13 protein-coding genes are annotated in these 13,506 nt (G+C 51.8%); 6 read left to right on the forward strand and 7 right to left on the reverse strand.

Going from position 1 to position 13,506, the window contains the following annotated elements:
- Positions 1–137: 137 nt before the first annotated feature.
- A complete protein-coding gene (locus tag HNV11_RS08405) occupies positions 138–722 on the forward strand; it encodes a DUF1572 domain-containing protein (protein ID WP_240163852.1) in 585 nt (194 codons plus the stop codon).
- Between the two features lie 1,331 nt (positions 723–2,053).
- Here the strand turns inward: HNV11_RS08405 and trxA are convergent.
- From trxA to HNV11_RS08420, 3 genes are all read right to left on the reverse strand, one after another.
- Entirely contained in the window at positions 2,054–2,737 is a 684-nt protein-coding gene (trxA, locus tag HNV11_RS08410; RefSeq protein ID WP_171739242.1) for a thioredoxin, read from the reverse strand.
- Between the two features lie 95 nt (positions 2,738–2,832).
- Positions 2,833–3,087: a hypothetical protein gene (locus HNV11_RS08415; RefSeq protein WP_171739243.1), complete on the reverse strand. Its 255-nt coding sequence runs from the start codon at positions 3,085–3,087 to the stop codon at positions 2,833–2,835.
- 242 nt (positions 3,088–3,329) lie between these two features.
- Positions 3,330–3,791, reverse strand: a complete 462-nt coding sequence (locus tag HNV11_RS08420) for a response regulator (RefSeq protein WP_171739244.1) — start codon at positions 3,789–3,791, stop codon at positions 3,330–3,332.
- Positions 3,792–4,152: 361 nt separating this feature from the next.
- Between HNV11_RS08420 and HNV11_RS08425 the strand changes: the two genes are divergently transcribed.
- Positions 4,153–4,470 (forward strand): plasmid stabilization protein, encoded by a 318-nt coding sequence (locus tag HNV11_RS08425; RefSeq protein ID WP_171739245.1) that lies wholly within the window; start codon positions 4,153–4,155, stop codon positions 4,468–4,470.
- A 98-nt stretch (positions 4,471–4,568) separates the two neighbouring features.
- Here the strand turns inward: HNV11_RS08425 and HNV11_RS08430 are convergent, their stop codons facing one another.
- Positions 4,569–5,621, reverse strand: a complete 1,053-nt coding sequence (locus HNV11_RS08430; protein WP_171739246.1) for a sensor histidine kinase — start codon at positions 5,619–5,621, stop codon at positions 4,569–4,571.
- A gap of 1 nt (position 5,622) precedes the next feature.
- Positions 5,623–6,387: a LytR/AlgR family response regulator transcription factor gene (locus HNV11_RS08435; protein WP_171739247.1), complete on the reverse strand. Its 765-nt coding sequence runs from the start codon at positions 6,385–6,387 to the stop codon at positions 5,623–5,625.
- Between the two features lie 175 nt (positions 6,388–6,562).
- Between HNV11_RS08435 and HNV11_RS08440 the strand changes: the two genes are divergently transcribed.
- Positions 6,563–7,189, forward strand: coding sequence for an ATP-binding protein (locus tag HNV11_RS08440; protein ID WP_171739248.1), 627 nt, complete (start codon positions 6,563–6,565; stop codon positions 7,187–7,189).
- Between the two features lie 46 nt (positions 7,190–7,235).
- Complete coding sequence (gene hemF / locus HNV11_RS08445; protein WP_171739249.1) at positions 7,236–8,156, forward strand: oxygen-dependent coproporphyrinogen oxidase; 921 nt, start codon at positions 7,236–7,238, stop codon at positions 8,154–8,156.
- Between the two features lie 33 nt (positions 8,157–8,189).
- On the opposite strand, the gene HNV11_RS08450 is transcribed toward hemF, so the two are convergent.
- Positions 8,190–9,296 (reverse strand): o-succinylbenzoate synthase, encoded by a 1,107-nt coding sequence (locus HNV11_RS08450; protein WP_171739250.1) that lies wholly within the window; start codon positions 9,294–9,296, stop codon positions 8,190–8,192.
- Between the two features lie 97 nt (positions 9,297–9,393).
- On the opposite strand from HNV11_RS08450, the gene lpxK reads away from it, so the two are divergent.
- Both lpxK and HNV11_RS08460 read left to right on the forward strand, forming a co-directional pair.
- A complete protein-coding gene (gene lpxK, locus HNV11_RS08455; protein ID WP_317168088.1) occupies positions 9,394–10,437 on the forward strand; it encodes a tetraacyldisaccharide 4'-kinase in 1,044 nt (347 codons plus the stop codon).
- A gap of 99 nt (positions 10,438–10,536) precedes the next feature.
- Complete coding sequence (locus tag HNV11_RS08460; RefSeq protein ID WP_171739251.1) at positions 10,537–12,558, forward strand: putative porin; 2,022 nt, start codon at positions 10,537–10,539, stop codon at positions 12,556–12,558.
- A gap of 48 nt (positions 12,559–12,606) precedes the next feature.
- Here HNV11_RS08460 and HNV11_RS08465 read toward each other — a convergent pair whose 3' ends face one another.
- Positions 12,607–13,455, reverse strand: coding sequence for an AraC family transcriptional regulator (locus HNV11_RS08465; protein ID WP_171739252.1), 849 nt, complete (start codon positions 13,453–13,455; stop codon positions 12,607–12,609).
- Between the last annotated feature and the right edge of the window lie 51 nt (positions 13,456–13,506).

Raw genomic sequence — 13,506 nt, forward strand, 5'->3', positions numbered from 1 at the left:
GGCGTTCGCTGCATCCTCAACAGCCCCACGCAGCAGGCACAACCGCTATGGCTCGTTCAACGAGCTTATATAATTCAGTAAATGTGATAGGGGAATTCGTAACTTGCTTAACACCAGTTTTTCAACCCTGAAACGTTATGCCTCAGCCGCCAAGCAATGCCCTAAGCATGGACTACCTGAACAGCGTAAAGAAGCAGTTTGCCTATTACAAATTGCTGGGTGAGCAGACGATGGACCAGTTGCCGGATGAAGCCCTGTTCTGGCAAGACAATTCAGAGAGCAATAGTATTGCCCTTATCGTGAAGCATCTGTGGGGAAACATGCTTTCCCGCTGGACTGACTTTTTAACCACTGACGGCGAGAAAGAATGGCGCAACCGGGACGAAGAATTCGAGCCTGATAGTCAGACAAGGGAGGAGTTGATGGCGCGATGGAATGCCGGCTGGGCCTGTTTGTTCAACGCGCTGAACTCCCTGAGTAGTGAAGACTTACAGAAGGAAATCTTTATCCGGAATATGGGCCACACCGTTATCGAAGCCATCAACCGACAACTGGCTCATTATCCGTACCACGTTGGCCAGATCGTTTTTATCGGGAAAATGATCTGTGGCGAAACCTGGAAGAGCTTGTCGATACCCCGGGGAAACTCGAAGGGATACAACGCCGAGAAGTTTGCTCAACCCAAGCGCACCGAACACTTCACGGATGAGCGGCTGCGCTGAGATGTCGGTTTAGGCCAATACCGAATAGCCCGATAAGGCTCGATTCGAGTGGTTCTGCAGCTTAAGGCCATCTGCCGGGCAATCACAGGCTAATGCGGATAAACCGCTTCAAGCACGCCAAACAGATATAAGATTTAGTGGGTAGGTAGAAGAGGAACACTTTTACGGCGGTAGGGCGCGGCCGACGGTCAATGCTGTGTGCCTGGCGACAGCTCGGACAGGCATTTCTGAACGTAACCCGATAGTAGCGGATAAAAGCTATTAATAGGATAACCAATACGCCCGCAAGTGTATAGTTTAAGTTCATGATAGTATGATTTGAGTATATATTACCTCAAAAATACGGATGCTCTGCTGCTTCTACCCGGCGATAATTGACAATACTCTCTATATTTACTATTTGGTTTTTTTGTTAATTACTAATTAAACATATTATCAAAATTATAATAAATTTTCATTATTAATTGTTATCACATCCACGTATTCCTATAGTTTAAGAACGACAATAAGGTGGGAACAGACAGCTCGATTTTGAATGAAACCAGCGTACAGCGCTTATCTGAGCACTTTTCGCCTTTTTCATGTGTCTCCAGGTTCAATCATTTGAACGGTATTCGGTGCAGCAAATGGTATTGAAACTTGTCGGACGTATTGGCGGCTTTCCCCGCCCTGCTGGGGCCACTCGGATAAATTACACTACCTTCACTGAAGGGCACCAGCCAGCCTTGCTGGGAACAGGTCAGGTTCTGCAAAGACGCTATAGGCCGGCCCGGCTACAGAGAAGGGGTTAGCCGTTAATGGTAACTCAGGAGCACGCAATCTTATACACGACTGAATGAATTATGTAATAATAGCAACCAGGAGACTTGTACCTTTGTATCAACCTCTTAAAACTGTGTCGGTTGACTTTTTTAACATTAAACCATTCAAACGTATGAACGCTGAACAGACTGTTAATCAATGCAACGAGTCCTGCACCTGTACTCCCGATTGCTGCGCCAGTGGCCAATGCACCTGCAACTGCTGCCAGGATACCTGCTGCGGCTCTAAATAAGAAGATTGGTTAAAATAAAAGGCCAGGGCTTATGTAAGCCCTGGCTGTATTGATGGGTAGCATTTCGTCCATCCTGTGGGGCAGTGAGACCCTATAAAGCGATACGCACGTTAATCGGTCCGCTGAGTCCAGACCGTGCAGTTTCCAGTGGCTGATTGGCTTTTTGCATAGCCGTCGTTTCGGAGTATTTCTGGGTTAGCTTCACGATTAACCGCCCATAGTGCGTCAACAGGCTACAATGCTCACGTAAAGCCATTCATTAACGCGCGTAGGTTAATTACTTAAGCAGGGCACGTAGAGCCGCTTCGTCGCGAAAACCAATCTGACGATCCACCAGCTTGCCGTTTCTGAAGAGTAAGAGTGTCGGCAATTCATCCACCTGATAAGCGGCTATCAGCGATTTTTCCGTATCGGCATTCAGTTTAACGATGGTCGCCTGTCCAGCCATCTCTTCAGCAAGTCTGTCGATAACGGGGGCCATTTTTTTGCAGGGCGCGCACCAGGGCGCATACACATCGACCAGCACCAGGGGCTGCGCCTGAACCAGGCTGTCAAAACGGTCGGTTGTCCATTGAGCCTTGGCCGCCGACCGGCTTACCCCCTCTATAGGCATCATCCGGGAAGACCATTTCAGATAGCCCCCCTTCAGTTCGTGTATATCCGTGTAACCCAGCTGCCGTAACTTCTCAACGGCTCCTTTGCTACGTCCTCCCGACAGACAGTAAACGAATACCGGCTTGTTTTTATCGAGGGTACCCAGGGCCTGGCTAAAGTCGTCTCGTTGTGAGTTGATATTGACAGCACCCGGCAAATGACCTTCGGCGAACTCGGCGGGTGTCCTGACGTCAATTACCTGTGCCTGCTGGCTTTGTTTCAGCATAGTAGCAAACGTATCGACCGAAACCGTTTGAGCGAGCAGCCGATGGCCGAGCAGGAGCAGAAACAGAATGTATTTCATCATCAGTTAGAATATCCTGTCACAAGTTACGGGGAAGAAGGCCATATCCCAAGTAAACCCCACATTCACCGAAGCCTTTAATAAGAGCTTAGAACAGATCATTGAACTAACTGATCAAGCCCGACCTGATCCAGATAAGGGGTCAGACGATGAGAATGGGTAAACGTACAGATACAGGTTAGCTTTCCCGTTTCTTTGTCAAAACACATTTCGGCAAAATAATGGCTAAAGCTATAAAGCTGCCGGACCCGGCATAAATCGACCCGCCGGGCTAAGGGGATGCCCCATAACCGCAGGGCCCCCTGTTTAATGAAAAGAGGCTTTCGGTCGTAGGAATCTCGATCAATAATCATTAAAATAAAGTTGAGTAAGTAAATCGTTAGCCTACAAACAGTTAACCCAGGATAATGAGCAACCCGGACTCGTTTAACTGAGCAAATGGTCTGTAGGCAGACTCGGTGAAGAGCCGCTTTTCACGCCAGAACAAAGCCGCCATCCATTCAGAAAAGAAGAGGATGGCCTGATCCCCTGTGTCACGGGAGATCAGCACCCGCGGTTTACCGCCCGCCGTTTTGTTGCTATGGCTGTCAAAGCGTTAAACGACGTTGGGCAGCGTGGTAATATCCCACCAGTATTGACGGAGCATACCAAAACAGTCCAGCCACTGGTTGTTAGTTGCTGGCTTCGTAATAAAGGAGTTGACACCACAACGATAGGATTTTCTGATGTCGTCCGGATCGTGGGACCAACTCAGCATCACAACCGGTATTTCCCGATACCGATAATGGGATTTAATGATCTGCGCAAAATTGAAACCCACCTGGCAGGTTGGAAGATATAAATCCAGCAGGATCAATCGGGGCAGTTCCTGCTCATTTTCCGAACAGCTTTCCAAGTAAAGAATAGCCTGGGTAGAGTCTGACATCCAGACTGGCTCGACTTCCGGAAATTTCTGGAGCAGCACCCACCGGATCAGGAACCACTGATCGGCGTTATCTTCCAGGACCAGAATGGTGGGCTTGGCTGAACGGGCTTGTATAAGTCGGTCTACGGCCATCGTTACTCTGTTTACATATGAATATTTACCTATTAAAGGAATAATTATGAAAAAACTAATTATTGGGCGGGCGAACAACGTAAAATATAGTTTGCCAGTCTCTTCTGAAAGCGGTGCGTATAACTAACTTTTTGAGCTTTCCCAGTATAGGGCTTTTTTATGCTTCAGCCCGCTTCGTGTCAGAAGCCTGATTCATTATCAGTCTGTTACGATATATTTTCTAATAAGTAAACAAACTAACTGTTACCAAACACAACACCACCGATAGTGGTTATACGTTGCGAAATCAACAGAACCGTACAGAGACGGTTGTTGCCAACTGCTTCTTTACGGCTTATTCTCAACAAAACTAATTACAACTATGCCACGAGGAGACAAATCGGCGTATACCGATAAGCAAAAACGGCAGGCCGAACACATTGAGGAAGGTTACGAAGACCGGGGTGTACCCAAAGAGGAAGCTGAAAGCCGCGCCTGGGCGACCGTTAACAAAATGTCAGGGGGCGGTAAAAAAAGCGGTTCAGGGCGCGGTCAGGCAGAAAATAAGGAGCCAGCCCAAAAAGGTGGTAAAAAAGGGGGCACAGCTTCGGCGTCGCGCTCAGCCGAAGAACGTTCTGCTTCGGCCAAGAAAGCGGCAGCAACCCGCAAGCGGAACGCCGAGAAAAGCCACGCTTCCTAAGCCATCTCGCTGTGCGAAAGCCAGGAAATCCAGCTATACGGTTAACGCCTGTCTCTACGTAAGCGGCAGGCGTTATTGTTTTAAGCTGCGGGTTGCGGTCAGTGCTTACTTATAGCAACGGCAACCGGAGTAGGGGCAATCAGTGGCATACCCACCAGAAATTTTTCTTCGTCATGCTGAATCACGACGCTCGAACGGTCGAGCAACTGGTATTTCATCATGATATTCTGCAGGCCAATCTGGTTGGAAGGAACCGCAATTTTCTTTTTCTGCAGGTTGTTTTCAACGTACAGATTCCCGCCCCGGGTGTACAGCCGAATGGTCAGCGGCCGATTGACCGAAATGATGTTGTGCTTGATGGCGTTCTCGAACAGAATCTGGAGGGTTAGGGGCGGAATCAGATACGTCAGGTACCGTTCTTCGATCGTTGTTTCCAGGAAGATGCCGTCGCCATACCGGGTTTTGAGCAGGTGAAAATATGCTTTGATAAAATTCATTTCATCCGACAACGGGCAGAGGTCCCGGTTGTTCTGCTGGAGCAGGTAGCGGTACACCGACGACAGCTCGTCCAGAAACCGTTCGGCCTGCTCGGCGTCGGTGGTAATGAGCGACGACAGCGAGTTCAGGTTGTTGAATAGAAAATGAGGGTTAATCTGGGTTTTGAGAGAATCGAGCTGGCTTTGCAGGTTCACTTTTTTCAGTTCCTGAGCCTCGGTATAGGACACCTTCCAGCGCTGGTAGAGATAGATTCCCTCAAAAACGGCCGCTACCTGAACCGTACCCACCACCGAGACGAGCGTATTGAAAAAGTACGGCCTGAACTGAAGCGATGCGCGGGAATGCCAGAGGCCGATGATCTGGTAGAAGAACGTCTGCGAGATACGAATCAGGCTGGCGAACAGAATAAACCAGATGAGTTGGTAAAGCACCCGCTGCAGAGTCTGCGTCAGTTCAGGGTAGCGCTGGCGGGAAAAAATAATCCCCCATCGGTTGCTTTCCCAGACCAGCACGGTACCCAGAATGAAGAAAAACGGAATGCGCCAGTCGTTCGGAAACGGAACGTTGGTGTAGCCATACATCATCCACTGCCCGACAAACGCCAGTACCGGAACGCCCAGAATACGCATCCATTTGTCATTCAGTCGCTGCATTTTATTGACCGATCCATTCGGTGAAGCTGTTTATCCGGTCTAGGCTGACTAAAACCGCCTGTTCGGTTCGCGGTCTGAGGTCAATTGCAAGGAGGCCATCCGCCGAGGGTTGAGTATGCAAAATGGCCCGTGCCTCGACAAGAAACTGGCTGTTGACACGAAAAAAACGATTGGGTTCCAGCAGGCCCTCCAGGGCATCAAGCGTATAATCCACGACATAATGAGTATGGTTCCGGCTGTACAGATGAGTTATCCCTTCGTTTTGATAAAAATAAGCAATATCGGCGGTGTTGATGGAAATTAGTTGCTGGCCGGCTTTGGCCAGAAGCTGGTTACGCGGTTCCTGAGTGCGGTTCTGCCTACGGAGGTCATTGACCAGATCGCCAATATCATGCGACGTAACGTTACGTGAAGCCAGCGCATTAAATTTGCTGAGCGCCTGTTCGAGCTCTTCTTTTTTGATGGGTTTGAGCAGATAATCGAGGCTGTTTACCCGGAAGGACTCAACGGAGTGTTCGTCGAATGAAGTCGTAAAAATAACCGGGCATTCGACCTGCACCAGGTTGAAGATTTCAAAACTCTGGCCGTCTGAAAGCTCAATATCCATCAGGATCAGGTCGGGCCGGGGGTTGGCGTTCAGCCATTCGACGGTTGATTCAATCCCGTCCGTCACGCCAACGACGGTAGGAGCCTGCTGGCTGAGGGATAACAGCTTGATTAGTTTCTGCACGGCCAGCAGCTCGTCCTCGACGATTAAAATAGTCATAATACGTTGATATTACGGGTCTTAATTTACCGGTCAAATCAGTCCGAAAAAAATGACCGGTCAGAATAGCCGCTGAATTGTTAATATGGCCGGATGAATTGTTGGTTACCAGCTCCCTTGGCCAAACTGTTTAGTCGCTTAAGGGCCAGTTTGCCCGCTATTTTGTTATCTGTCTATGACCCGTAATCAACTCGACGACCTCATCGCGCAGGGCGAAAGCAATCGGCTGGAGTTCAAACGTTCGATCTCGTCCGCCCACCGTATCGCCCGAACGCTGGCCGCTTTTGCCAACACCTCGGGCGGAACCCTGCTCATCGGGGTCGCCGATGATGGCCGGATAGTGGGTGTGCCGTCGGAGATACGCGAAATGCGCAAGATTGAAGACGCGACCGACCGGCTCATCGACCCTGCGCTGACGATCAGCTACGAAACAATTGCGCCCGATGGTCGCAAGGTGCTGATTATTACCGTTGCCGAAAGCGAGGAAAAGCCGCACTACGCCGTAGATGAAGCCAGCAAACGCACTATCTACGTCCGGGCAAAAGACAAGTCGGTGCCAACCAATAAGCTCATCATTACCCAGGAGCTGGCCGATGCACAGTTGCTGAAAACGCCCATGGCGCGGGCGTTGATTCAGTACCTGCGTAAGAACGACCATATTACGGCCGACCGCTTTGCCCGGCTGATCAACGTATCGGACTACCGGGCCACCAAGCTGTTACGTCAGTTTGCCGAGCAGGGACTCCTGCTGCTGATTGACAAACCCCGGCCCACGCGCTACGCGCTGAAACTTACGGAATGAGGATTCTGCGGTAAGGCAGCCTAGAATTTACGAACTTTGCCACCCTATGACCTTGGAACAACGTATCAGTAAAGAAACGATAACGGATTTTTTTGTCGATTTACAGGCCCGTATCTGCCGGGCACTGGCCGAAGCCGATGGTGTTGGGCAGTTTCGAGAGGACGCCTGGGAACGGCCGGGTGGGGGCGGAGGTCGTTCGCGCACGCTGGCCGACGGGGCAGTTATTGAGAAAGGGGGCGTGGGTTTCTCCGCAGTACACGGCGAAGCCACCGAAGCGACGCTGCGCGCACTGGACCTGACCAATCAGGAGGAAACGCCGAGTTTCTATGCCACCGGTGTTTCGATTGTGCTGCACCCGCGCAACCCGATGGTGCCCATCATCCACATGAACGTGCGGTATTTCGAACTGAGTACCGGCCATAGCTGGTTCGGCGGAGGTATTGACCTGACCCCTCATTACGTCGTGGCGGAGGATGCCCGCTGGTTTCATCAGCAGCTGAAAGCCGTCTGCGACCGTCATAATGCAGACTATCACCCCCGGTTTAAAACCTGGGCCGACGATTATTTCTTTATTCCGCACCGGCAGGAAACGCGCGGCATCGGTGGCATTTTCTTTGATTATCTGAAACCCGCCGACGCGGTCCACAAGGCTGATCTGTTCGCGTTTGTGCAGGATGTGGGTAATGCATTCGCGCCGATCTATACGCACTTCATGCATCAGAACCGCGATCTGCCCTTCGGTGAACGCGAAAAGCAGTGGCAGTTACTGCGCCGGGGGCGTTACGTCGAGTTTAATCTGGTCTGGGATCGGGGTACGAAGTTCGGGCTGGAAACCAATGGCCGCACCGAATCCATTCTGATGAGTATGCCCCCGCAGGCCAACTGGACCTACGATTTCCGGCCCGAACCGGGCAGCCGTGAGGAGCAAACCCTGAATCTGCTGAAAAAAGGAATAGACTGGGTATAAGTCATTCACCGCAGGGTGCGGCCGAAAACAGGATTATCGCGACTGCATACTGCTCACCGTCAGGGGGCTGACATCCCAGGGCTGATCGGGATTGTAGTGCAGTTGTCCCTGTTCGATGCTGAGCGGACTCTCGAAATTGTTGTGGTATAGCTGGCCCGTACCCAGTCCCTGCGGCAGCAGGTTGCGGAACTGGGCCGTGTACTGCGCAATGGCGTTCAGACCGATGTTCGACTCCAGCGCCGAGGTTATCCACCAGCCGATGTTGAGCCGTCCGGCCAGTTCAATCCATTCGTCGCAGTGGCGCAGCCCACCCAGCAGGGTAGGCTTGAGAATAATGAACTGCGGCTGGATCTTCTTCAGTAGCCGAAACTTATGCACATATTCCATCTGACCGATGAGTTCTTCGTCAAGGGCGATAGGCAGGGGTGAATGGCGGCAAAGCTCCGCCATCAGGTCGGGCTGACCGGCGCGGATAGGCTGTTCAATTGAGTGCAGGCCGTAAGTCGCCAGCCGCTCCAGTTTAGCCATGGCTTCTTCGGGCTGGAACGCGCCATTGGCATCAACGCGCAGGGTGATCTGCTCCGGCGTAAACCGCTCGCGGATCATGGCCAACAGATCGCATTCCTGCTCGAAATCGATCGCGCCAATTTTGAGTTTGAGCGTGGTGTAGCCGGCCTGAAGTTTATCCTCAATCTGCTGACGCATGAAGGTCGGGCTGCCCATCCAGATCAAGCCATTGATAGGGAGCGAACGACGGCCGTCTGTAAAATCTGATGCAAGGATGATCTGTTTGCCACCGGCCAGAAAATCGAGCATGGCCGTTTCGAAGCCAAACAGGATACTCGGGAACTGCTGACTGATGAGCTGGTTGAGCACAATCGGAACGTTCCAGCTAAACAATTGAAGATCCAACTCGTTGAAATCCCGGCAATTCTGCGCCAGCTGTGCTTCAAAGTCGGGCCGGTCATCATAGCTCAGGCCCCGTAGCGGACCGCATTCGCCATAGCCAATGATAGACGGGTCTTCGTCATCATAAAGCCGGATCAGATAAGATGTTTTGTCCGTGAGGGTGCCACGCGACGTACCCGCTTCGAAGCGAAAGTGCAACGTATATTTCAGGTAGTCGGCTTTAAGACTCATTGTACCGATTAGTATTGGCGGGCGTTCACAAACCTAAAAGTACTACTTTTGGCTGCTCAAAAAAGGCAATGTTACGAAATTATTAGTGAAGCAACTGGTGCTATTCTTGATACTCCTTCCATTCAGTAGAATTTATGGGTTGATAACCGGAATCCGTAATTTACTGTATAACAGGGGGTTGTTTGAAAGTTTTAAGCCTGATATACTGACTGTAAGCGTTGGTAACATAACGGTGGGCGGAACCGGCAAAACACCCATGATCGAATATTTGATTAAACGGCACAGAGCGGATAAGTCGGTCAGGCCGTTTGACCTGGCAACGCTAAGCCGGGGATACGGTCGGCGGACCACGGGATTCCGGATTACCCAGGATCAGGATACGGCCGAAACCGTTGGCGACGAACCCCTGCAGCTCTACCGGAAATTTGGTCGGCGGGTGCGGGTGGTTGTGGGCGAACGACGGGCCGACGCCATTCAGCATTTGCAGCGGCACTACCCGGAAGTTCGGCGGGTTCTGCTCGATGATGCGTTTCAGCACCGGGCGGTCCAGCCGCACCTGAACCTGCTGCTGACGGATTATAACCGACCTTTCTACGCTGATCATCCTTTTCCGGCTGGTCGGCTGCGTGAGAATCGCCACGGAGCCCGACGGGCCGACGCGGTGATTGTAACCAAGTGCCCCGGCGATCTTACCGTTCAGGAACAGGACCGCATCCAGGTGTTAATTCGGCCCTACATCCGTCCCGAAACGCCAATTTTCTTTGCGGGCTTACGATATGGTCGGCCCGTACCGTTCGGCTCGGTTACGTCCGCCGAGGAACTGCGGGATGTTGTACTGGTGTCGGGTCTGGCCAACGCCGACCTGCTGGAGCAGTACGTTCAACAAGTGTTCGTTCTGTGGGAGCACTTCCGGTTCGCCGATCATTACGCTTACACCCGCGCGGATCTTGACCGGCTCCTGAGCCGACTGGCCCCCGGTGTTGGCCTGTTAACGACCGAAAAAGATCGCGTAAAGCTCGACGCCCTACTAACGCCCGACGAGCGGAATCGGCTGCCCCTGTATTCGCTGCCGATCGAGGTTGAGTTCCTGCCCGGTTATGAAGCTAAATTCGACGAACTGCTACAGACAACGGGATATTGATTCGGGCTCAAATCGACTACACCACAAACTACCCTTAAAAAACGTTAACCCAGTATCGTTCGCTGGAGGTATCCGGCGTTTTGGCTTACTTTTGACTTAATGAATCGGCGTATAGTTTTTCTGTTTCTTCTTTTGGGCCTGACGCTTACTACCTGGGCGCAGCAGTTTCCGGGCGGTAGCCAGCTCCCCGGCGGGTTCCCTGGCTTCGGCGGGCAGCAGGGGCGTCCGTCCAGCACCACCGGCATCAGCGGTAGTGGCATCGACGACTCAACCAAGGTCATCTATGGACCGAAGTCAACGCGATACGTGCTGGAGGAAGATATTTTTAACAACCGCCGGAAGCTCTACACCGTCGACACGACGATGGACGACACCCATCTATTTCTTTACGTCCAGCGGAGTCAGAATCAGTATCAGGACCTGGGCAACCTCGGAACGCCCATGCGGCCAGTCTTTGTGCAGGAGCCGCAGCAGTTAGGGGCGCAGACCGGCTATTACGTCTTCGCACCCTACGCCTACCAGACGATGGGCGTCAAGTATTTCGATACCAAGTCGCCCTTTACGGATATGTATCTGGCCTTGGGCGGACACAATCAGAACATTCTGCGGTTCAATTTCGCGCAGAACATTACGCCCCGATGGAACGTCGGATTCAATGTGCAGCGGTTTACCTCGCAGAAGCAGTTCGGAACCAGTGGCGTCAATGACCCGACCAAACTGCTGGCTCAGAACTGGGGGTTTGTGGGGCATACGAACTACCGGTCCAAAAACGAAAAGTACACCCTGCTGGCGCACTTCATTAACATGAACCACAGCATCGACGAGCAGGGGGGGGTATTGACCGGCGAGAATCTCGACGGAACGCCGAACATTTATGCCTATACCGGTGAGGCCCGACTGAACGGGGGCAGCACAAGGGGCCCTAACCCGAACGGCCGCGAGCTGCGCAACGACTGGCATGTGTATCATCAGTACGTGCTTGATCAGGGCTTTCAGGTGTTTCACCGACTCGATTACCGACGCCAGAAAAACTACTACCAGGACGATACGCTGCGACTTAATCAGCAAACCCGGTCAGCTATTGAAGGCGTTCGGGAGGAGATTCCTGGGTTTTACCCGGCCATTCTGGGCGATACATCGCGCATTGAACAGGATGCCCGCTTTCGGCTGGTCGAGAATATGTTTGGATTAAAGGGCGTTTACCGTCGGCGGGGCTCAGCGTTTAACTACCGGGCTTACCTCCGCAGCCGGATTTATGGGCAGTACACCCGCTATAATACCTCCCGGACGCTCTACAATGAATACGAAACGCGCCGGGCCGAAACGTTTCTAGGGGGCTGGCTGGGGTACTATTTTCCCGATAGTCTGTCGCAGATGACGGCCGAAGCCGAGTATCAGGTAGGGGGCGGTTTCCGGTTGCAGGGACAGTTTGACAGCAAATGGCTGACGGCGGGTTATTCGGCTATGCTCGTCCAGCCGACGCTGCTGCAGGAACGTTTCCAGAGCCACATCTTCTTCTGGCGGAACGACTTTAAACTGCGTGGATACAACCACGCCTTCGGGCAGTTTAACCTGCGGTATCGCAAGCTGCAGCTGAAGCCGGGGCTCGATTATTTTCTGCTCAGCAACTATACGTATTTCGACACGGCGGCTATTGCGCGGCAGGCATCCGGCTCGTTCAGTGTGTTGCGAACCGGTCTGGGATACCAGATCGGCTTCGGCAAATTCCTGACATCAGGGCAACTCTATTACACCGTTCAGTCCCGCACGGATATTCTCCGGACGCCACCGTTTTTTATGAATGCCCGCCTGCAGTATGAGTTTTTGTACGCCAAAGTACTGTATATCCAGGTGGGCGTTGACCTGCACTACAAGTCCTCTTACTTTGCCGACGCCTATATGCCGGTTACGCAACAGTTTTACCTGCAAAACAAGCAGCGCGTCGAAGGGTACGTCCTGGCCGATCTGTACGCGAACTTACGGGTTAACCGGACACGGCTGTTCGTAAAGCTTACCCATGCCAACCAGGGTGTGTTGCAGCCCGGTTATTTCGTTGCGCCGGAGTTTCTGCAAATGCGCCGGGGGTTTGCGTTTGGAGTAGACTGGTATCTGTTCGACTAACTATTAGAAACCCTTGGGCTGAAACGTAACGAAGCCAGCTTGGTTACATTACGTTTCAGCCTTACCAAACGTCCGTTCTGGTGCATTACTTTCTCGTTGACAGAATTTGCTCGGGGTGAGTTTGGTAAACTCTTTGTAATCACGCACTAAGTGCTGGTAATCGTAGTAACCCAATTCAAGCGCAATGCTCAGCCAGTCTTTAGTGGGCTGGGCATTTTTTAGCTTTACGGTCTGGTCGAAGCGGGCGATGCGGGCATACAATTTAGGACTGATGCCCATGCGCTGCACAAAGAGATTGTAAAACTGTCGGGTGCTCAGGCATGCCTGATCGGCCAGCCAATCCAGCACGAATGGCGATGGGCTCTGCAAAAGAAACTGACTTACCCGATCAATCGGCTGTTGGCAATGACGGGAATAAGCCGTGCTTCGTCGCCTTATCTGATAATGAAGAAAAGCTTCCACGATGCTGATCATTTCCAGATGATTATCCGTGCTACTTAACCGTTCATTAACCAGGTTGATTTCTGGCGCAAATACCGCTTCGGCATCTACGAATGTATTCGCCAGTTCGTGCGCAGGAATGCCTGTTAGTCGAAATAAGGCACCCGGCTGAAAAACAATTTGGAATAACACGAAATCGTGAAGAGGCTGCCGATTCGTAATCCCTGTAGCCTGTCCAATTAGCAGGGAACGCGGTTTCCAGATTTCCTTGCTTCCATTAATGTGTTCAACTACTATGGGGTTGCGCGGATGAAAGGTCAGGTAATTTTCGGCACGGGGCCAGTAGGGCTTAACAGGAACTTCTACCGTATCCGGAAACGAAAAGCCGACGATCTGATAAAGCCTGACATATTCCCAAAGGGCTGGGCTAGGTGGCCTGTAGTCGAAGATGTTCATGGTCGCAGCAGTGATTCATGACAAAATACGTCGTTTGGAGAAACGCAGAAT

Source organism: Spirosoma taeanense (assembly GCF_013127955.1).
Lineage (GTDB): Bacteria > Bacteroidota > Bacteroidia > Cytophagales > Spirosomataceae > Spirosoma > Spirosoma taeanense.